The 21194-nt window shown below is 41.9% G+C and carries 18 protein-coding genes; 8 read left to right on the forward strand and 10 right to left on the reverse strand.

The features are described 5' to 3' along the window. Positions 1 to 164 precede the first annotated feature (164 nt). From VB775_RS23010 to VB775_RS23020, 3 genes are all read left to right on the forward strand, one after another. The gene (locus VB775_RS23010) at positions 165 to 1073 is read left to right on the forward strand and encodes a substrate-binding periplasmic protein (protein WP_281008676.1); all 909 of its coding nucleotides are present in this window, start codon (positions 165 to 167) and stop codon (positions 1071 to 1073) included. After that, entirely contained in the window at positions 986 to 1876 is an 891-nt protein-coding gene (locus VB775_RS23015; RefSeq protein WP_281008677.1) for a J domain-containing protein, read from the forward strand. The genes VB775_RS23010 and VB775_RS23015 overlap by 88 nt, the downstream gene beginning before the upstream one ends. A 63-nt stretch (positions 1877 to 1939) precedes the next feature. After that, on the forward strand, positions 1940 to 2950 hold the full coding sequence (locus VB775_RS23020; protein WP_281008678.1) for a diguanylate cyclase: 1011 nt from the start codon (positions 1940 to 1942) through the stop codon (positions 2948 to 2950). A gap of 307 nt (positions 2951 to 3257) precedes the next feature. Here the strand turns inward: VB775_RS23020 and VB775_RS23025 are convergent, their stop codons facing one another. Beyond that, complete coding sequence (locus VB775_RS23025) at positions 3258 to 4229, reverse strand: ABC transporter ATP-binding protein (RefSeq protein ID WP_281008679.1); 972 nt, start codon at positions 4227 to 4229, stop codon at positions 3258 to 3260. A 582-nt stretch (positions 4230 to 4811) separates the two neighbouring features. Between VB775_RS23025 and VB775_RS23030 the strand changes: the two genes are divergently transcribed. Beyond that, a complete protein-coding gene (locus tag VB775_RS23030; RefSeq protein ID WP_281008680.1) occupies positions 4812 to 5858 on the forward strand; it encodes a hypothetical protein in 1047 nt (348 codons plus the stop codon). A gap of 109 nt (positions 5859 to 5967) precedes the next feature. Here the strand turns inward: VB775_RS23030 and VB775_RS23035 are convergent, their stop codons facing one another. Both VB775_RS23035 and VB775_RS23040 read right to left on the reverse strand, forming a co-directional pair. After that, complete coding sequence (locus VB775_RS23035; RefSeq protein ID WP_281008681.1) at positions 5968 to 6864, reverse strand: ABC transporter ATP-binding protein; 897 nt, start codon at positions 6862 to 6864, stop codon at positions 5968 to 5970. Between the two features lie 114 nt (positions 6865 to 6978). Next, entirely contained in the window at positions 6979 to 9390 is a 2412-nt protein-coding gene (locus VB775_RS23040; protein ID WP_281008682.1) for an NACHT domain-containing protein, read from the reverse strand. 125 nt (positions 9391 to 9515) lie between these two features. Between VB775_RS23040 and VB775_RS23045 the strand changes: the two genes are divergently transcribed. Continuing rightward, positions 9516 to 10220, forward strand: coding sequence for an ROK family protein (locus VB775_RS23045; RefSeq protein WP_281008683.1), 705 nt, complete (start codon positions 9516 to 9518; stop codon positions 10218 to 10220). 144 nt (positions 10221 to 10364) lie between these two features. Here the strand turns inward: VB775_RS23045 and VB775_RS23050 are convergent, their stop codons facing one another. Beyond that, positions 10365 to 11348 (reverse strand): YegS/Rv2252/BmrU family lipid kinase, encoded by a 984-nt coding sequence (locus tag VB775_RS23050; RefSeq protein ID WP_281008684.1) that lies wholly within the window; start codon positions 11346 to 11348, stop codon positions 10365 to 10367. Positions 11349 to 11688: 340 nt separating this feature from the next. Between VB775_RS23050 and folD the strand changes: the two genes are divergently transcribed. From folD to VB775_RS23065, 3 genes are all read left to right on the forward strand, one after another. Further along, complete coding sequence (gene folD, locus VB775_RS23055; protein WP_281008685.1) at positions 11689 to 12567, forward strand: bifunctional methylenetetrahydrofolate dehydrogenase/methenyltetrahydrofolate cyclohydrolase FolD; 879 nt, start codon at positions 11689 to 11691, stop codon at positions 12565 to 12567. Positions 12568 to 12839: 272 nt separating this feature from the next. Beyond that, entirely contained in the window at positions 12840 to 13742 is a 903-nt protein-coding gene (gene crtE, locus VB775_RS23060) for a geranylgeranyl diphosphate synthase CrtE (RefSeq protein ID WP_281008686.1), read from the forward strand. 45 nt (positions 13743 to 13787) lie between these two features. Next, positions 13788 to 14228: a divergent PAP2 family protein gene (locus tag VB775_RS23065; protein WP_281008687.1), complete on the forward strand. Its 441-nt coding sequence runs from the start codon at positions 13788 to 13790 to the stop codon at positions 14226 to 14228. Between the two features lie 58 nt (positions 14229 to 14286). On the opposite strand, the gene urtE is transcribed toward VB775_RS23065, so the two are convergent. From urtE to ureG, 6 genes are all read right to left on the reverse strand, one after another. Continuing rightward, positions 14287 to 15009 (reverse strand): urea ABC transporter ATP-binding subunit UrtE, encoded by a 723-nt coding sequence (gene urtE / locus VB775_RS23070; protein ID WP_281008688.1) that lies wholly within the window; start codon positions 15007 to 15009, stop codon positions 14287 to 14289. A 103-nt stretch (positions 15010 to 15112) separates the two neighbouring features. Continuing rightward, entirely contained in the window at positions 15113 to 15865 is a 753-nt protein-coding gene (gene urtD / locus VB775_RS23075) for an urea ABC transporter ATP-binding protein UrtD (RefSeq protein WP_281008689.1), read from the reverse strand. Next, a complete protein-coding gene (gene urtC, locus VB775_RS23080) occupies positions 15840 to 17030 on the reverse strand; it encodes an urea ABC transporter permease subunit UrtC (protein ID WP_281009384.1) in 1191 nt (396 codons plus the stop codon). Before urtC ends, urtD begins: the two co-directional genes overlap by 26 nt. A 36-nt stretch (positions 17031 to 17066) precedes the next feature. Continuing rightward, positions 17067 to 18236 (reverse strand): ABC transporter permease subunit, encoded by a 1170-nt coding sequence (locus VB775_RS23085; RefSeq protein ID WP_281008690.1) that lies wholly within the window; start codon positions 18234 to 18236, stop codon positions 17067 to 17069. Between the two features lie 280 nt (positions 18237 to 18516). After that, on the reverse strand, positions 18517 to 19848 hold the full coding sequence (gene urtA, locus VB775_RS23090; RefSeq protein WP_281008691.1) for an urea ABC transporter substrate-binding protein: 1332 nt from the start codon (positions 19846 to 19848) through the stop codon (positions 18517 to 18519). Between the two features lie 702 nt (positions 19849 to 20550). Then, on the reverse strand, positions 20551 to 21144 hold the full coding sequence (gene ureG, locus VB775_RS23095; RefSeq protein WP_281008692.1) for an urease accessory protein UreG: 594 nt from the start codon (positions 21142 to 21144) through the stop codon (positions 20551 to 20553). Positions 21145 to 21194: the final 50 nt, after the last annotated feature.

The following is a 21194-nucleotide window of genomic DNA, read 5'->3' on the forward strand; positions in this document are numbered from 1 at the left end:
GCCTTAACCGTAGCCAACTTTTGCCAGATCTTGATCTTGATTTGTTAGTGCGCTGTGTCCAGATGCCATCACGATTAGAAGCAATGAAAGCTTTTCGCAACGGATTACACCATGAGTGATGGAGATATTGCTATATTTATAGCGATCGCTTGATTAGAGAATAAATGTTTAAGTTTGCTCACAAACTTGCTGGCTTAGCAATTTATACAGGGCTATGTCTAGGAATCACTAGCACCATAACGCCCACCACATCACCCGCATTAGCTGAAGATAGCAGCCTTGGTATTGTCATGCGGCGCGGACATTTGCGGGTGGGCATCGATGCAGCGATCGGTGGTCCCTACATGTTTTGGAATGCCAAAACCCAATTTTATGATGGCTTTGAGCTAGAAATTATTCAAGAAATTGCCGCAAGACTAAATATTGAGCCACGTCCCATTAATATCCCTTGGGCAAATCAACCTGAAAATTTAGCTTCGCGGCAGGTAGATATCCTGCTCAGTGCAAGGGAAGAAGGAGCCTTAGAAACAGGCGACACCAAAGGCAAATTTATTGAAACTGTGCCTTATTATCGTAATACTCAACGTTTGCTAATCCGATCCGATGGGACACAAATCAAATCCTTGCGCGATATGATCGGCAAGCGCGTTGGGGTTGTCGCAAATAGTGGAGGCGCAGCGATCGCCGAAACCTATAATAAAAACAGAGGCAACGCCATTCGCCTGTTTTCATCACGGGATCTTGATCGGATGGTGATCCAACTACGCGATCGCCAACTTGATGCAATGATCCTTGATGAACCTGTGGCAGTATGGCAAGTACGCAACAATCCCAACTTTACAATTGTTGGGGAACCGTTAATTCCAATCCGTCTTGTGGCGATCGTCAACAAAGATGATGTCTCGCTCAAAAAAGCCATCGATAAGGCTTTAACAGAGATGCGTCAAGAGGGTAAACTCGAACAGATACTTAAGAGGTGGAACCTGTGGGAAAGCCAGAAAACTTTAAAATCAACAAAGGTCTTGCCAGTTACGGTATTAGCGATCATTACGCCATACTCGGTTTACCAATGACCACTGATGCCGCACAAATTCGCAAAAAATTTCTCAAACTAGCGAAGATTTTGCATCCTGATGTATTTGGGAGAACTCCCGAGGAGAAAGAGACTGCTACCAAATATTTCTCAAAGATGGTCAGTCCAGCCTATCAATTGCTCAACCACGATCGCGAACGCGGTGAATATTTAGCAACTTTGAGAATGTTTGCCCAAAACAAAAAACAAAAGGAAGAAGTACCTACCCTCAGTTCCGAAATTGCTCAAAAACTGTATCGGATTCCCCACGAAATCACTTACAAGCAATATGTCGAGCAGATTTCACCCAAGCAATATGAAACCCTTGACTCGATCATGGAGTATACCGCTACTCTCAGCGAGTTAAATCTCGTATATTTATTTACCCAAACCAGTCTTGGCTTTACGTCAGGCAGCAGTAGTGCCGCCGCATCACCTGTCGTCAGTCAGAGTGCTAACGCCGAGGCAACTCCTGCGGCTAAACCTGCCCAGTCACCTGCACTGCGTAATCTGAATATGGCGGAGCTATTTATCAGTAAGAAACAATGGACTGATGCCCTCAAAGAACTGCTCAGTGCCGAAAAAATCGATCCCAATAATGCCAAAGTCTATGCGCTCAAGGGCTTAGTGCAGATGAATCAAAATGCGGCGGCGATCGCTAAGTCAAGCTTTCAAAAAGCACTCAAACTTGATCCCAAAGAACCAACGGCTCTCAAATACATTAATCAGGTAACCGCAGCTACAAAACCACCAGAAAAACCACCAGAGAAGAAAGGCGGGCTATTTGGCTGGGGCAAAAAATAGCTGACAAATTTCTCGCTAAAGGTAGTAGTTATTAGTCGTTTCAATTATAGCGAGGCAGCAAAGTTGGATTTCCGCAAATTAAAATACTACCGACATAATTCCCTGATTTTAGTTATTAGCGGCGATCGCCAACTTTTAGCGACGATCGCCGAAGTTCTAACAACTGAAAAATATAATTTCATTACGGAAACCAGTGGTGAGAAAGCATGGGAAATAATTCTAGAAAAGAAACCCGCATTTGTCATTGCTGATTGGACAATCCCAGATGTCTCAGGTTTAGCACTTTGTCATCGCGTCAAGGAAAATCTTGAACATCCCGAATTACAGACAACTTACTTTGTCTTGATCGTCGAAGTTTCCAATGCTCAACAACGTCAAATTGCTTTAGATACTGGTGTCGATGAATTTCTCAATAATCCTGTGGATCACTCTGAACTAAAGGCGAGATTGCGGACAGGACTCCGCCTCACGGCTTTGACCCAATCTCTAACTTGGACAAATCAAAGATTGCTAGCTCAAAATGACTTACTGGATGCTCTAAGCTTGTCTGATCCTCTAACCAAGGTCTTAAGTGAGCAAGCCTTTGCGGGGATAAGGCAAAATATAATGTCGCAGTTTAGAGGATTTGGAACTTACAAAAGTTACAGTTATCTAAGTGTGTTGATTATTGATATTGATCGCTTAAACTCCATTGTTCAGTCCTACGGTGAGAGAATTAGGGACGAGGCAATCAAAGCGATCGCAGGACGATTAAGTCATAGTTGCGCGGCAAATAGTTTGATTTATCGGCATGGGGATGAGTTTGCCTGTGTTACTCCTCACCATGATACGGAGAGCGCCACCCAACTTTCTCTCAATCTTCTTTCTAGTATTCGTAGTCATCCGATCGCCGTTTCTTCGGGCTTATTATTTCCACTGACCATTAGTATTGGTGGGGTAGTAGCATCTCTAGAAAATCAGAATCAGCAGATGCATGATATCAATTTTGATGAACTAGTTGCCTTAGCCTCACACTCATTACTACAAGCCCAAAAATCTGGTGGCGATCGAAACTATATTGAAATATCTGGCTAATATTTTATGCGTATAGCAATGTAAGTTTTGCTTAGGACATAAAACCAAAAAGATGAGTGGCGGCGCGAAGCGCCGCCACTCATCTTTTTGGTTTTGATTTGTTCTATCTATCTCTTGCGTAGCTATATCAGCCGACACTTGTGTTTGGACGCAATCAAAACCCAAGAAGAGAATGGCGGCGCTTCGCGCCGCCATTCTCTTCTTGGGTTTTAACTTGGCGACAGCTATAGATCGCCGAATCAGGGCTATGAACGCAATTCTTTTACATCCGATCCAAAGCAGAGGCAATTCATGAATTGCCTCTGCTTTAATCTTTATGCCGTGAAGCCTTGATTTGATCGATAAAAAATTCTTCGAGTGTTTGGCGGGCTAGCTCGATCGCGATCGCCTTTGCCCCGATACTCGCAATATAAGTCAAAAATTCTGGTAGATCCTTCGCTAATTGACCATGCCAAGTATCATTCTGGAAGATTAAATGCTCTAACCAAGGTCTCAGCTCTTCCTCAGAACCACCGCGCCCACTGACCTGATAGGACTGCTCTGTACCCAGTAACTCGTTTAAAGTCCCCATCGCCACTAGTTCGCCTTTATTGAGGATGCCAATGCGATCGCAGATTAACTCCACATCAGACAAAATATGGCTGTTAAAAAATACGGTTTTGCCCTGATTTTTGAGCATCAAAATAATTTCACGCACTTGATAGCGACCAACAGGATCAAGCCCAGACATTGGCTCATCGAGAAACACAATTTCGGGATCATTGATCAGAGCTTGGGCGACCCCAATCCGCTGCACCATACCTTTAGAATATTGGCGCAATTGCTTTTTCCTTGCTACAGACTGCGATAGTCCTACCAGATCCAGCAAATCAGCAATACGTTGACGACGTAGAGACGGTGCAACTCCAAATAGGCTACCAATAAAATCAAGAAGTTCCCAGCCTGTCAAATAGTCGTAATAGTAAGCATTTTCAGGTAAATAGCCGATGGATTGCTTAGCGGCGCGATCACCGAGGGGATACCCTAAAATTTCACCAGTTCCCGATGTGGGCTTGACAATACCCAATAAAATCTTTAATAAAGTGGTTTTACCTGCCCCATTAGGACCAAGTACACCAAAGGTTTCGCCTTGACGAATGGTTAATGAAAAATCCTGTAAAGAACTAATTTTTTGATTTAACCAAAAGCCAGTACGATAAGTTTTGCTCAAGCCGTCCGCGACAATAGCGTTGCTTTGAATAATCTGTTTCTGGGATTCATTAGACAATACTTCTACCATGGCTACCGATCTAAAGCTGCAAAGTTCATGCTTTAAAACACTATTTTAACGTCAGTTCGGGCTAATTTTAAAATGGGGATAATCTTGATGTTTACGACTTAAATTCAGATTTGTAACCCTAAATGATTTACAGCAATTGCCGATTAAATAAACCAAGAAAAACCTTGAAAGCACTGCTTCGCAAGTATTTCAAGGTTTTTCTTGGTTTGGGTTAAGCGTAAAGCGCCGTAGGATTGCTAGATAATACCAATTCACGAAAGTATAGCCACGCTTTCGTGAATTAAAAACCAAACTCAGTAAGGGTTTTCAAAACACAAAATGGCTACGCAATTTTGTGTTTTGGTATAAGTGGATGGGCTTAGTTTGCTAATTATGCATATAGCGATCCTAAATGATTTGTAAGATTTAGAGGGTTGTGAGAGTGCGCCCCTTCGGGGCGCACTCTCACAACCCATAGTAGGATTGCTATAGATGTTTAAGCTAAATTTGAGGATAAAGATAAAAATCGTTACCTGACTACTAGAGATGTATTAATCGATAACCTATACAATGTAATGAAACAAGGCTAGATAGCGCCCCGCTATGAGTAATATTTTTTTGCTGCCACCAAACCTAGACAAGAAGGAGCGTTTTGCTGCTTCTTGGGAATATTTGCTAGAAAATATTCAAGATTTAGGTCAGGATTTCGTTGACTTTTTAACACAGCGATCGGGCAAGCCAAGTTCAACCTTTGTTAAAGCCGTTAGCCATCCTTCTTTTACGTCAGACATCCAACCTGACATAGTTTTAGAATGTCAAGATTTTGATATTTTCTGCGATCATCGTTTAGAGAGTGAGTTAAACAAGCTTTCTCTAGAAGCATTATTCGTTTTGGCGAAATCTCAGACTAAACAGACTTACATAGCAATAATTAGTAATAGTTATTGTCTAATCGAGCCTGAAATTTTAGCCAGTAATTCGGCAAAACAGTATTATCTCAAGCCCCATGATCAAGTTAATTCATCCATGCCATATTTTTGTTGGCAAGATGTGTATGCTTTGGTAGCTCAGAGGCAAGATCGGCTTGCCCATGAATTCTCGGAGTATATGCATTTCATGGATATGCAACCTTGGCAGCATAGTCAATGGGGCGAGCTATTTCTAAATCCTGATGTTGCAAAAACATTTAGTCAACAATGGGCGCAAACAATCCATTATTTCCAAGATATGAAGATTGAGGCAAAACTGAGTGGGTACAGCGCCTTAGAGGTCACGTATCCTTTACCTTGGTTGCAATTGCTATATATCTATGCAGCTCGATCTGTCAGTCATAGCGATCTACAGTCTGTAAGCCCTTATCTTGTAGCAACAATTTGGATTAAGGGGGATGCGAAAACTCAGATTCAGGCTTTTCATGGCATCTCCGATCGCTTTACGATACCAGACAATAATCATATTATGGTCGAGATTAGAGCGAGTTTAGCTGATGGTTTATGGATGATCAAAACTGGTAGCCGCCCAAAATTGGCTGCAACGTATTACACGTCGATAGATCGTCTTGTTGCATCAGATTCTAAGCAAATGCAGCAAAATCTGTTGGCTTTTACTAAGGCGGTATTTACCCATGCTCAAAGCATAGAAGGCCTTTAGATTTCTATGCTTTGAGCAAATAAGCGATGGTTAGCGCCTGCGGCGCTAACCATTACACAAAAGATAAGTGGCGGCGCTTTGCGCCGCCACTTATCTTTTGTGTAATGGTTTATTTGGAGCCTTGGGTGACTTCTACGTAGATATTTTCAAGGCGGACGGGTTGACGCATAATTGAGTCAATTGTGATGCCTTCAAAACATTCCAAAATTTCTTTTAGTTCCATGACCTTAGGTAGCCAAAACGCTAAATCTCGACCATAGTAGCGATAGGCAAAACCCAACTCGATCGCCCTAGCGATCGCCAAATCTTCAGTAGGTGTACAAATGATCGCAATTTCCTTAGCTGGGACATGTTGACGCAGTTCTTCGAGACTCCCTTCCGCCAGCAAACTTCCTTGTTTGATAATGCCAATTCGCTGACAAAGGCGTTCGGCTTCGTCGAGCATATGGGTAGTCAATAAAATGGCAGTATCTTGACTTTTAAGTTTGCGAATCAATTCCCAAACTTCATAACGAGCTTCAATATCTAGTCCTGTGGTCGGCTCATCAAGTACCACTAATTGCGGCTGATGCACAAGGGCGATCGCCATGCTCAGACGGCGCTGCATTCCGCCACTAAGAGTGTCAGCAATACTTTTAGCGCGATCGCCTAGTCCCACTAGTTCTAAGCAGTACTGAGCTTGCTTGCGACAAGCTTCATTGCTCAGTCCATAAAGCTGCCCAAAAAAACGCAAATTTTCTTCGCAGGTTAAGCTCTTATAAAAAATATTTTCTTGAGGAGCCACGCCAATCAGCGATCGCGTTGCACCTGATGCATGTAGACCATTCATTGTGACAAGTCCAAAATCAGCTTGAATCAAACCACATAAAATACTAATCGTAGTGGTTTTACCAGCACCATTTGGACCTAGTAAACCATAGACTTCGCCTGCTTGAATAGCAAAACTTAAGTCCTGTAAAACTTGCTTCTTCCCATAAGATTTACAGATTTTGCGAACTTCTAGCACAGAATATCTATCTCTTTAAAGTAATGCTTAAAGTATAGCAATGTAAATTTTGCTTAAGACATAAAATCTCAAAGAGTAATGGTGGCACTTTGCGCCGCCATTACTCTTTTGATTTTAGTACTGCAATATGCTGTACTCGCCCTGAGGAAGTAGCAATGTGGACTCTATTTGACTCTTAACTAGGGGGCTGACATATTCAGCATTATTCAAGCATTCGATCAAAAGCTTATTGGCATCATGGTATGTCCGCAATACTTTGAGTTGATTGTCGCTGAACTGCCACTCTTGCGAACTTTTACGGTGCTGAACAATCAAGTTACGTAATTTTTTAGACCAATCTAGCCCCTTAGACTGCCACCACTTGGCAAAAGCTTCTCGATTTTTAGAAGGATCGGGAAACTTCTGACGCAAAAACTGCAATCCTCTTTGTAGATCTGGCTCAAGTATGCAAGCCAACTCTAAAACAGGATGGTTAGCAAAATATAAAGCCAAGTCTAAATTGAGTGCCAAATTAATTGTGTAATCGATATCCACCTCTGTTTCCATTGTGTTATCGTTGCCTAAAGCCTTGCTGCGAGCGCGTTCTAAGGATCGAGAATGAGCAATATCTAAGGCGCGGGCGCGATCTAGCGATCGCGTATTTTCTAAATCAATATCTAAATATAAAGCCCGAATCGTCACGGCTTTGTAAGGGGTTTGGATCTGAATTGACTGTTGGTTAACCCATGTCAAGAATGACTGCAATTGCGGATCTTGGCTCACCAAGTCATCAATTTTGCGTTTCATCATCTTCAACATGCGATCAGCTTGCTGGGAAATACTAACGGTCATTACGATTACACCATGCCAACGCTTGAGATATATACGTTCGAGCAGATATTTTTGAGCATCACTTGGCGTACTATTGGCTATACGATAGGCGGCAAGATAATCATGTAACGTGGTATGAGCAAGTGAGTAAATTCCTTTGGCACATTCAACAAATATGCTATGTTGCCACTTGAAAAGCTGAAAAACCTGATCGTAATTAATCGCTAACTTGGATAAGTTGTGACTAGCTGCAATACAGTCCTGAAAGTCTTCCTCAAGTTGGTTGTTTTGCCATACATAACCGTGGCGATCAAGCGACACGATCGCCACATAGGAAAGTAGGTCTAGTTTTTGAGAAGTTGATAATACTTGATTGGGGTAACTAGTCAAGCACTTAGTCTGCTCCCATTTGGTTAATAGTAAATTTAGGGTTTCTTGATAAAAGTTAGGTTTAAGATACTCATAATTACTAAAGACAGAACAAAGATGAGTTAGTAATAGAGGATTACTGGCTATTTCCGCTAAAGGTTGATTTGTGGAAAGCAATTGTTGGAACTTTTCATTTTTCTTCGGCTTGTCAGAGCAAGTAGTTTGAAACCATTTACTGGCAAATGTGGTAATTTGTGATTCTTCAAAAGGTGCTATTCCCACTGTCGAAAATGACTCTAGGATATGACTATAAATTGGATTGCGCGTGGCAACTACTAGGCGATTCTTGGGATAGCGATCGCTAAATCTCAAGATTTTTCGAGCAATTTCTGCTCGATGCGTCTCTGGTAGGTCATCTAACTCATCACAAAGCAGTAAAAAACGCCCTTGATTTACTAATCGATCTAAAACTTGGTGATCTAAAAATTCATCGGACAATCCATAGTTAATCAATTGTTGCTTTAACCATAGAAGTGGATCGCCAAGATCTTGCAGTGAAACAAGCGATCGCAGGGGCAGAAATAGCGGTACATATCTAGGTAAGACATTACCTGTGATACAAGCCATTGCCCAATATTTTAGTAATGTCGTTTTCCCTGAGCCTAAACCACCAACCAACAAGATTAGTTTAGATTCTTCTAGAGCCTGATTTGATGGAATTGTGGGTGGACAAAGTTTATTTAAATAAAAGCGATCATATTGTTCAGGAGATACATTAGCAAAAGCTTCATTAAGATCAAGCTGCTGACTACTTGGCAAGGTAGTAAAAACATTAATCTCTGTATATAAATTATGCAAACAAATTGGAGTATTAATATCAATAATCCTGAAGCGATCGCATTGGCGAATCAAAGCAGAAGAAATATTTTTGCGAATTGACTGAAATGATTTATCTACCCCAGCTTCTGCAAGTAGAGAGGAACTATCACCTGTATTTTGAGAGATTTTATCTACACTTATATTGTTGTTTGAGTTTGTAGCTGATATAGCATTATCAACTAAATTACTATTAGTAGATACATTTGTACTAGAGTTTGAAATGTGTGAATCATCTTGATTTTCTATCGATAAATCCTGAACGGAGTTTATAGAAATATTTAGCTTTTCACAAACTAAATCATAGGTGTTGCGATCAACTATTTCTCCATTTAAGAAATTCTCGACTAGTTGCACTGCCAAACTAAGCTCACTGGCTAACTGTAAAGGCGTATATCCTCTAAGGGTGAGTTCATCTTGTGCTTTGCTAAGGATATCTGAAGATGCTCTTAGCATTAAGGCTACAACCATATTTTTTTATCCCTATTTTGCCAATTTTATCAAAAACTTGCTTTAATCAATTCTATTAGCTGTGGGTACTTTGCAACCGCAGTTTCATTACTAAACTATTATCTAATTACGAGAAGTCTAACCCTGTGAGTTTGTTAACATTAGCGATTGATGTAGGTGGAAGTAGTATCAAAGCGATCATCTTGCAAGATGATCGTACTCCAATATCAAAGCGATCGCTTATTTATACTCCACATCCTGCTACTCCTGATATCATCGTGGCGACCTTAATCGACTTAATTGCTGAGCAGGGGAAATATGATCGTATTTCCATTGGATTTCCTAGCGTTGTCGAACATGGGGTAACAAGGGGCGCAATTAATTTACATCCTGACTGGGATGGATTCCCTTTGGAGGAAGTACTCCGATGTCAATTGGGTAAACCGATCAGAATCGCTAATGATGCTGATGTACAGGGATGTGGGGCAATCACAGGTAAAGGTGTAGAATTAGTAATTACTCTAGGTACTGGATTTGGATCATCACTATTTCTCAATGGTAAGCTATTGCCAAATCTAGAACTAGGGCAACATATTTTTGTTGGTCGTGAAACCTATGAAGATCTTTTAGGACAAGCGGCTCTGGAGAAAATTGGTGTGGATTTGTGGAATATCAGATTGCTAGAGGTGATCGCTTCCCTTTATAAGTTATTTAACTATGACCAGCTTTATATTGGCGGCGGCAATGCTCGCTTAGTTACTTTACAATTCCCCCCAAATTTGTCGGACAAAGTAGCGATCGTGTCTAATGATTTGGGATTGATTGGTGGGCTTGCTTTGTGGCAATCCTAGCATCTCAGGAAATTTGTCGTGCAATAAGCCTCTATAGCAATGTAAGTTCGACGAAAGCAGAAAATGGTAAGAATCGCATAGCGATTCTTACCATTTTCTGCCATTTGCGGCGTGCGAAGCACGCCGCAAATGGCTATATCGAACTCACGTTAGATTACTATGTGGATTGTCTTTAAGCGTAACCGTTAGATTTGGCAAACCTTCAAGTTTCTCCTCAAGCTGTTTTGGTTCAGTCTGAGGTACGAATATTACTAGTCCATCGGGAATACATTTTATTTCTATTGGAGTATGACCAATAATTTCTCCATCCAAAACTACACGTTGGGGAGGATTCGTTTTGATTTTAAAACTCTTGGCTCGCAGGTAGCCGATATCAGGATGATTAACCGCTTCACCACTCAAAGCCGAAGTTAGTAACTCAAAGGAAGCAGCGATCGCCGTAGTTTTAGATTGGGTGGCGACAATCGTCAAATCTAAAAGTCCATCATCAAAAATTACCCCAGCAACCCCCTGAGCCAAAATCGATGTAGGTGGAGCCGCATTGGCGATCGTCAAAGCGGCGGCGGTAACTGTAATTATTTTATCTTCGGTTTCGATTTCTGCATCAAACTGTTGCATCTTACCCAACTGCTCAATTCCAGCCGCGACATAAGCTAATACTCCTAACCAATTTTTAGCTTCTCGACCTGCATGTTTTACGGTTTCTGCTTCAAATCCAATACCTGCTAGTAGCAGCATCGGCAAACCATTACAGATTGCGGCATCAACGATGCGCGTATGTCCAGCCAAAATGCTTTCACAAGCAGGGGCGATCGCAGTTGGTAGTCCTAATGCATTTGCAAAACCATTGGCTGTTCCTCGCGAGATAATCCCCAAGGGAATATTTTTACCAATTAAGGCCTCGGCTACGGCGGAGAGAGTGCCATCACCGCCTGATGCAATCAGAGCAGTCGCTCCAAGTCCTACAGCTTTTTTTGCTAGTGTCGCGGCACTGATATCAGGGGTAGTCATCTGCACATCTAAGGCGATCGCAGGTTCGAGAATTGACTTAATTAAGGCTAAGTCTTGTTCAGGATCGCCTTGACCAGAGACAGGATTAAAAATCAAACACATAGATTCTGGCTTCATTTTCATCAACCTCATTGATCAACCTAAAATCCCAGTAATTCTCATTATAAAAATCGATTTTTTGAAAGTCCGCCGTTGGCGGACTTTCAAAAAATCGATTTTAGTGTTTCCAGCGCCAAAGGCGCTGGAAACACTAAAATCGATTTCATAAATCCTAAGCGATCGCTAGCATTTCACATCAAGAGATACAATCGTTTAGATAGTAGATAAGTAAATGGGCACAATAATTACAAATCCAAACCAGTAAGGTTGCATCCTTGTGGGGTGCTACCTTGCTGGTTTGGGTAATTTAGTCTGCTCGGGGACTTAATGATCGCAAAGTAAAATTTTTTAGCAGTCTATGGCAATAATTATTGATGGCAAAGCCCTTGCAAAAAAAATGCAAAGGGCGATCGCCGAAGAAGTCGCACAACTACATCCAGAGTATGGTCGCCCTCCAGGGCTAGCTGTGCTAATGGTAGGGGATAATCCTGCTAGTGCTGCTTATGTCAAAAACAAAGAAACTGCCTGCCATAAATCAGGAATTGCCTCCTTTGGCAAACATTTTCCTGCAAGCATTACTCAAGCCGAACTAGAGCTAGTTATTGATGAATTAAATGCCGATGATCGCGTCGATGGCATTTTGATTCAGTTGCCTTTACCTGACAAATTCAATGCGATCGCCCTTTTAAATCGCCTTGATCCCGACAAAGATGCCGATGGCTTGCATCCCAATAACTTAGGTAAACTAGCGCGGGGGGAATCAGGCTTGCGGAGTTGCACTCCTGCGGGAGTGATGGAGCTATTAGCCGAAGCCAAAATTGATATTGCTGGCAAAAATGCTGTGGTGATTGGTCGCAGCATTCTGGTAGGTAAACCTGTCGCCCTAATGCTTTTGGAAGAAAACGCTACCGTGACAATCGCCCATTCCCGTACTAAAAATCTTGCCGAAATTACCCGTAAAGCTGACATCTTAATTGCAGCGATCGGTCGTCCTGAATTTGTAACTGCCGAGATGGTCAAGCCAGACGCAGTAATAATTGATGTGGGGATTAACCGCATTACCGACTACGAAGGCAAATCTCGCTTAGTTGGTGATGTGGACTATGCCAGTGTCAGTGGGGTCGCGTCCCACATTACACCAGTCCCCGGAGGTGTTGGTCCCATGACCGTAACCATGCTGCTGCACAATACCTTATGGAGTTACAAAGAAAAGTTTGCTAAATCTAAGAATTGCTGAATGATTGCGCCGCCTACGATGAACCCGATTTTGATGTTTCCAGCGCCTTCGGCGATGGAAACATCAAAATTGGGTTTTAAAAGTCCGCCATTGGCTAACCTAAAAAAACGATTTTTATAATCAGAATTGCTGGCAATCAACAAATTCTTAGGTGAGAGATCGCAAGACATTGCATAATATACATTCTGGGTATAGTGCGAAATTCTGTCCCAATTTTTGACCTTAGTTGTTGTCAAAATTGTCGAAGTTATTGTCGAAATTATTGCTAAGCCATGCCATCATCAACAGTTGCATTCAATTTAGATAAGTATTTACGCGATCTCAAACAAGAGGTTGAGGCGGCTCTTGATGCCTCGATCGCTGTTACCTATCCCGAAAAAATTTACGAATCCATGCGCTACTCGCTGATGGCTGGTGGCAAGCGTTTACGTCCGATTCTTTGCCTTGCCGCTTGCGAATTAATCGGTGGTGAGCGTTCTTGGGCTATGCCTACAGCTTGCGCGATGGAAATGGTACATACCATGTCCTTAATCCATGACGATTTGCCATCAATGGATAATGACGATTTTCGACGTGGCAAGCCGACCAATCACAAAGTTTATGGCGATGATATTGCGATTTTGGCTGGGGATGCCTTACTTGCTTATGCCTTTGAATTTATTGCCGATCAAACTAAAGGTGTACCTGCGGAGAGAGTTTTAAAAGTGATCGCGCATTTAGGTCATGCAGTAGCCGCAACGGGTTTGGTTGGCGGTCAAGTTGTTGATCTAGAATGTGAAGGTAAGATCGATGTTACTGCTGACACGCTCACGTTTATTCATATACATAAGACGGCCGCTTTGCTGGAGTCCTGTGTTATCTGTGGAGCATTATTAGCAGGTGCAAATGATACTGACATTAAACGTCTATCCACCTATGCTAATAATATTGGTTTGGCTTTTCAAATCATTGATGACATCTTAGATATCACTGCTACCTCAGAAGAGCTTGGCAAAACTGCTGGTAAAGATATCGCTGCCCAAAAAGTTACTTACCCTAGTTTGTGGGGTATTGAGACTTCACTACAAAAGGCGCAGGAACTAGTCGAACAGGCTAAAGTCCAACTCGTCAACTATGGTGATGCAGCTCTGCCACTGATGGCTCTTGCTGATTACATCACTTCTCGAAAAAACTAAATTCTAAATTTTCATCCCTATTTTCTCCTAATTCTTGCAATTGATATGAACATACATCCTGTTGGCGAAATCCTCGATAACCAAGTTCTACTAATTGCTTTATGTTCTAGCTTGACAGCTCAACTTCTAAAATTGTTCATTGAGCTAGCCCAATTTGGGAAAATTAGATTCAAGGTGCTATTTGAAACAGGTGGTATGCCTAGCTCTCATTCGGCGCTAGTTTCGGCACTAGCGACAGGGATTGGACGCACCCAAGGATGGGACACCCCACAATTTGCGATCGCGACAGTCTTTGCTTTTATCGTAATGTATGATGCCGCAGGTATCCGACTTGCCGCAGGTAAGCAAGCCAAGGTTCTCAATCAAATCATGGTGGAAGTATTTGAAGAAGAACATGATCCACTCAAGGAGTTATTAGGTCATACTCCAGCTCAGGTCGTCGCTGGTTCTATTTTAGGTATCTTGCTAATGTGGTGGTTCTTATAGAATTGCAATAAAAAAGAAGAGGGCTGCTAAAGCAGCCCTCTTCTTTTTTATTGCAATTCTACACGGCTAGGAATTTCTGAATCACTTCATTGCTTAGCTCTGCTGTTTTACCAGAAGCGACAATACCACCTTTTTGCATGGCATAATACCAATCTGCTTGGCGGACAAAGTGCAAATGCTGCTCCACAAGCAGGATTGAAATCCCAGTGGTTGCCACAATATGTTTAACTGCCGATTCAATTTCTAGAATAATTGATGGCTGAATCCCTTCCGTCGGTTCATCAAGAATTAATAATCTAGGTTGTCCCATCAAAGCACGGGCGATCGCTAATTGCTGTTGTTGACCACCGCTCAGGTCACCACCCATGCGATTGAGCATCGATTTTAAGACTGGGAAAAGCTCGTACACCATATCTAAGAGATTTTGGCGAACCGCAGGAGTAACAGGTCGAGATTCTAAACCAAGTAAGAGATTCTCTTTGACAGTCATACGGGGCATAACTTCCCGCCCTTGAGGCACATAGCCCACACCCATTCTGGCGCGTTGATCGGGCGTGAGTTCAGTAATATCTTTACCAAAAAAAGAAACATCTCCCTGTCTAGGTTTTAGCAAACCCATAATTGTTTTTAACAGCGTTGTCTTACCGACTCCATTACGACCAATTAGACAAACCATTTTGCCCGAAGCCACGCCCATATCAACATTACGCAGAATATGGCTTTCACCATAATAAACATTGAGATTATTAATTCGTAAAATCGGATCGTAAGTATCTTCCATAATTTACCTTTGTTTTAAGTTGGATGTTTATTGGCTATTAGCTGTTAGCTTTTAGCTTTTAGCTATTAAGTTCTTACAGTCATCAATTACTAAAAGCTAATAGCTAATGCTCCTCTTCCTGCTGCCCCAAATAAACCTCAATTACTCGTGGATCGTTCTGCACTTCTTCAAAATTGCCTTCACAAAGAACGCTACCTTGATGCAAGACAGTTACCTTCCGTGCAATTTGACGCACGAACTCCATATCATGCTCAATGACGATAATTGAATGGGATTCTGCCAAAGACATCAAGAGATCACCAGTTTTTTCGGTTTCTTCATCAGTCAAACCTGCAACGGGTTCATCTACTAACAACAAATCTGGAGACTGAGCAATTAACATGCCAATTTCTAGCCATTGTTTTTCACCATGGGAGAGAAACTCTGCTTTCATTCCTGATTTGTGGCTGAGTCCGATGGTTTTCAAAAGATCGTTGACCTTCTGCTTCTCTACCACTGTTGGTGGCTTAAACAATGTGGAAAAGACATTCTTATTAGGATTACTAGCTAACTCTAAGTTCTCCCTTGGTGTGAGATTGAGGTATACACGCGGTGTTTGAAACTTGCGTCCTACTCCCATTCTGGCTATTTTATGCTCAGAAAGCGATCGCGTATTTCTACCTTTAAATTTCACCTGTCCTTCGGTGGGTTTCACTTTGCCCGTGATCACATCTAAGAATGTGGTTTTACCCGCACCATTAGGTCCAATGATTACCCTTAGCTCACCCTGTTCCATATCAAAGTTCAAGTTGTTAATGGCTTTAAAGCCATCAAAACTAACCGTGACATCTTCAATTTCTAGGATTTTCCCTTTCACTTTGTACCTCTGGATCTAACTCAAGACTGGGATATGTAACCGTCGGTCTGCCAAAAAAGATTCTCTTAAATAGCAATACGCCACTAGTGCGACACCAACCAACTAAACCATCGGGCAGTACCATGACGACAATCAAGAACATCGCACCCTGAAAGAATAGCCAAATTTCGGGGAATTGCTCACTCAGTAAGCTCTTAGCAAAGTTGACTAAAATTGTGCCGATTAATGCACCGATCAATGTAGCTCGACCACCCACAGCTACCCAAATTACCATTTCAATGGAAAGAGCAATATCCATTGATTTTGGAGAAATGATTCCAGTTTGAGGAGTGAATAACGCACCGCCAATACCAGCCAAAACTGCTGAAATCGCAAACACTAACACTTTAAATCCAGTGGGATCATAACCAGAGAATCGAGCGCGGTTCTCATCATCTCTTAATGCAATTAATAAGCGCCCAAATCTACCACTAGTTAGCCATCGGCAAAGTGCATAGGCAAGCCCTAAAAAGACTACAGTTAAAATATAGAAGACTCTTTGGGTTTCAGGAGCATTAATATCGTAGCCAAAAATGGTCTTAAAATCAGTCAGTCCATTCGTGCCATTAATCAGTTGCTGCTGACCGTTGAAAAAGTTAAAAAAGATAATCGTGGTGGCTTGAGTAAGAATTGAGAAATACACTCCACGAATGCGATTTCTAAATACTAAGTATCCTAAGACTGCGCCCACAATCGCAGGGATCAGCACGATCGCTAAGACTGTAAATTGGAAAGAGTGAAAAGGTTCCCAAAGAGCAGGAAGTTTATTAATTCCATACAGAGGCATAAACTCAGGCAGCTTTTGGGTGGACTCAGCAGGAAATTGCAGTTTTAAGTGCATTGCAAGGGCGTATCCACCCAAACCAAAAAAGACTCCATGTCCTAAGCTCAAAAGTCCAGTAAATCCCCAGATCAGGTCAATCCCTAGAGCAACGATCGCTAAAGCTAAAAATCGACCTAGCATCGTGATTCTAAAAGCTTGTCCCGTCGCACTAAAAATTGGGGGGATCACAAAAATCAGTATCAAGGCGATCGCTAAGCCGACACCAACTTCAATCCCTAGCGATCGCCAATTTTTCTGAGATATCGATGGAGTTGGAATATTTTGAGAAATATCTTCTATCATGCTCATTTGTCTATTACATACTGATGTTCAGGACACTTACAACTCTACCGATCGCCCCTTTTGAGGGAACATGCCCGCAGGCTTATACTGCAAGAAGGCAACAATCGCTAGGAAAAGTAATACTTTTGCCATGCTGGTAGTACCAAAGAAAGTAAAAAATCCCGCCACAGGACTTTGTGGACCAAACAAAGTGACAAAGGTTTGCGATCCAAATAGATAGCTAGTAATACCGATCGCCATGGCGGCTGCAATACTACCAACAAGCTTACCAACACCGCCAACCACAACCACCATAAAGGTATCAACAATGTAGTTTTGACCAGTATTAGGTCCCACTGAGCCAAGGAAACTAACCGCACAACCCGCAACCCCTGCAAGTCCTGAGCCAAGAGAAAAAGTAAGTGCGTCAACGGTTTTAGTGGGAATTCCTAAACAAGAACTCATTTGGCGGTTTTGCATGACTGCGCGGATGCGTAATCCCCAAGGCGATTTCTCTAAGAACAGATAAATACTAATTACACAAATAATGGTTAAAGCGATAATAAATAAGCGCACATAGGGCAACTGGATTGAGCCAATCTCCATACCGCCACGCAACCACTTCGGAGCAGTTACATCCACGTTTTGCGCTCCAAACCAAGGTTGAGTTACAGCAATCTTATAGATCTGAGCCATTAATACAGATACAGTAACTGAAATGGCTAGAGACAGCGGCAAAAGAATAGCGATCGCCCAGTTACGGATTGATTCCCAATTTGGTCTTTTCTGGAGAATCCAGACCCCAACAAAATACAAAATGCTAAAAACTACTAAACCAGCTAGGATTACCCAATTGATACTACGCACAAATTGTTGAAAAATCAGGCTCACGCCCCACGTTGCCAACAGCGTCTCAAGGGGTCGTCCATAGAGATGGCGAATCACCCCCTTTTCCAAAAGGAAGCCAATCGTTGCGGTCACTAGAAAAGCGGCAATTAATGCGGCAAAAACATAGAAATCTGTCCAAGGTTCTCCCAAATTTTTGAAGCCATTCTGCACTACAAAAGTTGTATAAGCTCCAAACATCATCAGTTCGCCATGAGCCATATTAATTACGCCCATCAAACCAAATACGATTGCCAAACCTAGTGCAGCTAGCAACAAAACAGAACCTGTACTGATGCCGTTAAATACTCCTTGAAGAAGTTGGAGAAGATTCTCTGTCATGTTTCTATCAACATTATTTATCGGTATTTGGTATCGAAATCAATAGTACAAAGTGTAGAGGCAATTCATGAATTGCCTCTACACTTTGTACTTAATGCATAAGTCTTAAAAACCGTTTAAGAATTGTCTAGATCCCTCCCAGCCCCCCTTAAAAAGGGGGGAGAATTTTCTTCTTCCCCCTTTTTAAGGCGGATTGAGGGGGATCTCTTAAGGCTTTTGATCGCAAGAAGTAATTCTTAAATGGTTTCTTAAGCTTCTAAATAATTAAGCAAATAGAAGTTTATGCCTTCTTAAATTTGCCACCTTTAGCTTTATCAGAGTAATCACAGTAATACCCTTTAGTTTCGGTTACAAATTGGTTCCAAGGTAATGGCGCAACTGCTTCCTTAGTCTCATTGACAATCTTGAACTGACCATCGGCGGTAACTTCACCAATACGCACAAACTTAGAAAGGTGATGGCTATTTTCCATCGTCACCTTGCCTTCTGGAGCGTCAAAGGTTTGACCTAGAGCAGCCATTCTTACCGCTTCGAGATCATCAGCTTTACCTGCTTTTTTGACAGCTTGAGCCCAGATATTAACAGCAATATAGCCAGCTTCCATTGGGTCATTGGTAACGCGATCTGCACCATACTTAGCCTTGAATGCTTCTACAAACTTCTTGTTGGCAGGGTTGTCAACGGTCATGAAGTAGTTCCAAGCTGCATAGTGTCCCTTCAGGAATTCAGGTCCGATCGCCTTAACTTCTTCTTCAGCGATACTGACGGACATCGATGGATACTTATCAGCGGTCAAACCCGCACCTTGCATCTGTTTAAAGAAGGCTACGTTACTATCACCATTGAGTGAGTTGTAGATTACGCCACCATTTGGCAAAGCTTGTTTGATTTTGGAAATGATAGGGGTTACTTCTGAGTTACCCAGTGGCAAATAATCTTCACCAACTACCTTGCCACCCAATGCTTCTAATTGAGCCTTGATGATTGTATTAGCAGTACGAGGGAATACATAGTCAGAGCCAACCAAGAAGAATTCTTTACCCTTGTTGTTCAGTAACCATTCTACAGAAGGTTCAATCTGTTGGTTTGGTGCAGCACCAGTGTAGAAGATATTCTTCGAGCATTCTTGTCCTTCGTATTGGACAGGATAGAAGAGTAGATGATCTTTAGATTCAAATACAGGTAGTACAGCTTTACGACTTGCTGAAGTCCAGCAACCGAAAACAACTACAACTTTGTCTTGGTCAATCAATTTCTTAGCTTTTTCAGCAAATGTGGGCCAGTCAGAAGCTCCATCTTCAACGATCGCTTCAATTTGCTGACCCAGTACACCGCCAGCCTTATTAATTTCTTCGATCGCAAGTTGAGTTGAGTCAACTAGACTCTTTTCACTGATCGCCATAGTGCCACTCAAAGAGTGCAAAATCCCGACCTTAATCGTACCACCACTAGCTGCGGGAGTGCCTGTGGCTGTAGGTGATGCATCAGTAGTTGCGGCTGTGGTTGTAGTGGCTGTGGGAGTAGCTGGCGCACAGGCTTTGATTAAACTACTAATTCCAAGGGCAGCAGAGCCATAAACGATAAACTTACGACGATTCATTTGACTGCTCATTAAACTTTAACGCCTCCAAACTATTGAATTTTGTTTAAAAAAATTGACTTAACAATCTAGGATGGAGGTGAAACCTCACTCCTCTCACACTGATCAATCAAAGATGATAGCTTCACAATCCTGATATAGTTAATCTCAATCGGTTGTATCACAGAATACTTTTTTTAACCATTGGTCTTCCCATGATTCATCTCAGATAGCAATTAGCGATTGAACTAAAATATATAGCGATCCTAAATGGTTTGTGAGAGTGCGTCCCGAAGGGGCGGACTCTCACAAACTTGCAAATCTTACAAATCATTTAGGATCGCTACATAAACTTTTTTTGTCAATTTTTTGGCTTCACAGCTTTTTTGCAAAAAAATTGTTTTTTTGTCGGAATTACAACTTTTTAATCTAAACTAACGTCAGTTCGCCGAAAGCTAAAAATGGTAAGAATCGCTAAGCGATTCTTACCATTTTTAGCCATTTGTGGCGTGCGAAGCCCGCCGCAAATGGCTATATCGAACTCACGTTAAACTACAGTGCTTTGCGCTCAAACCCAAACCAAGAAAATTTTTGAAAGCGTTGCTAAGCAACGCTTTCAAAAATTTTCTTGAGGTTCATTTGATCGGTAATTGCTGTAAAATCCAGCTAAACTTATAAAAGAGTTATATTGTCACACTTTCATAAGTTTAGCTAGGCTACTTAATGTCATTAAATCTACATTCTGTTGACAATAAATTCTGTGATTTTGGCTAGTCCATCTTGGGTTTTGAGGTTACTAAATACAAAGGGTTTGTCACCTCGCATCTTTCGAGCATCGCGATCCATCACACCTAGGTCTGCACCAACATAGGGAGCAAGATCAATTTTATTAATCACCAATAAGTCAGACTTTGTAATCCCAGGTCCACCCTTACGAGGAATTTTATCTCCTGCGGCAACGTCAATCACATAAAGCGTTAAGTCTACAAGTTCAGGGCTAAAAGTAGAAGCTAAATTATCACCGCCACTCTCTACAAAAAGTAAATCTAAATCCGTAAAACGAAGTTCTAATTGCTCGATCGCCGCCAGATTCATCGAAGCATCTTCACGAATTGCAGTATGGGGACAGCCGCCTGTCTCCACGCCTACAATACGATCGCGGGATAGAGCTTCACTACGAACCAGAAATTGAGCATCTTCTTGTGTATAAATGTCATTGGTAACAACTGCAATCTGAAAATGCGATCGCATAGATTTACAAAGGCAATCAACAAGGGCGGTTTTGCCAGAACCAACTGGGCCAGCTACTCCGACACGAAATGGTGACATTGGGATTTATCCAGCTTATATATAAGGTAAAGTAGAGACGACGCTTTGCG

The organism is Pseudanabaena sp. CCNP1317, assembly GCF_034931345.1.
Classification (GTDB): Bacteria; Cyanobacteriota; Cyanobacteriia; order Pseudanabaenales; family Pseudanabaenaceae; genus Pseudanabaena; species Pseudanabaena galeata.

What these genes read in the sequence shown, in the direction of transcription:
- VB775_RS23010 (WP_281008676.1), top strand. Translation starts at nt 165, where the DNA reads ATGTTTAAGTTTGCTCACAAACTTGCTGGCTTAGCAATTTATACAGGG.
- VB775_RS23025 (WP_281008679.1), bottom strand. Translation starts at nt 4,229, where the DNA reads ATGGTAGAAGTATTGTCTAATGAATCCCAGAAACAGATTATTCAAAGC.
- VB775_RS23030 (WP_281008680.1), top strand. Translation starts at nt 4,812, where the DNA reads ATGAGTAATATTTTTTTGCTGCCACCAAACCTAGACAAGAAGGAGCGT.
- VB775_RS23040 (WP_281008682.1), bottom strand. Translation starts at nt 9,390, where the DNA reads ATGGTTGTAGCCTTAATGCTAAGAGCATCTTCAGATATCCTTAGCAAA.
- VB775_RS23050 (WP_281008684.1), bottom strand. Translation starts at nt 11,348, where the DNA reads ATGAAGCCAGAATCTATGTGTTTGATTTTTAATCCTGTCTCTGGTCAA.
- folD (WP_281008685.1), top strand. Translation starts at nt 11,689, where the DNA reads ATGGCAATAATTATTGATGGCAAAGCCCTTGCAAAAAAAATGCAAAGG.
- crtE (WP_281008686.1), top strand. Translation starts at nt 12,840, where the DNA reads ATGCCATCATCAACAGTTGCATTCAATTTAGATAAGTATTTACGCGAT.
- VB775_RS23065 (WP_281008687.1), top strand. Translation starts at nt 13,788, where the DNA reads ATGAACATACATCCTGTTGGCGAAATCCTCGATAACCAAGTTCTACTA.
- urtE (WP_281008688.1), bottom strand. Translation starts at nt 15,009, where the DNA reads ATGGAAGATACTTACGATCCGATTTTACGAATTAATAATCTCAATGTT.
- urtC (WP_281009384.1), bottom strand. Translation starts at nt 17,030, where the DNA reads ATGATAGAAGATATTTCTCAAAATATTCCAACTCCATCGATATCTCAG.
- VB775_RS23085 (WP_281008690.1), bottom strand. Translation starts at nt 18,236, where the DNA reads ATGACAGAGAATCTTCTCCAACTTCTTCAAGGAGTATTTAACGGCATC.
- urtA (WP_281008691.1), bottom strand. Translation starts at nt 19,848, where the DNA reads ATGAGCAGTCAAATGAATCGTCGTAAGTTTATCGTTTATGGCTCTGCT.
- ureG (WP_281008692.1), bottom strand. Translation starts at nt 21,144, where the DNA reads ATGTCACCATTTCGTGTCGGAGTAGCTGGCCCAGTTGGTTCTGGCAAA.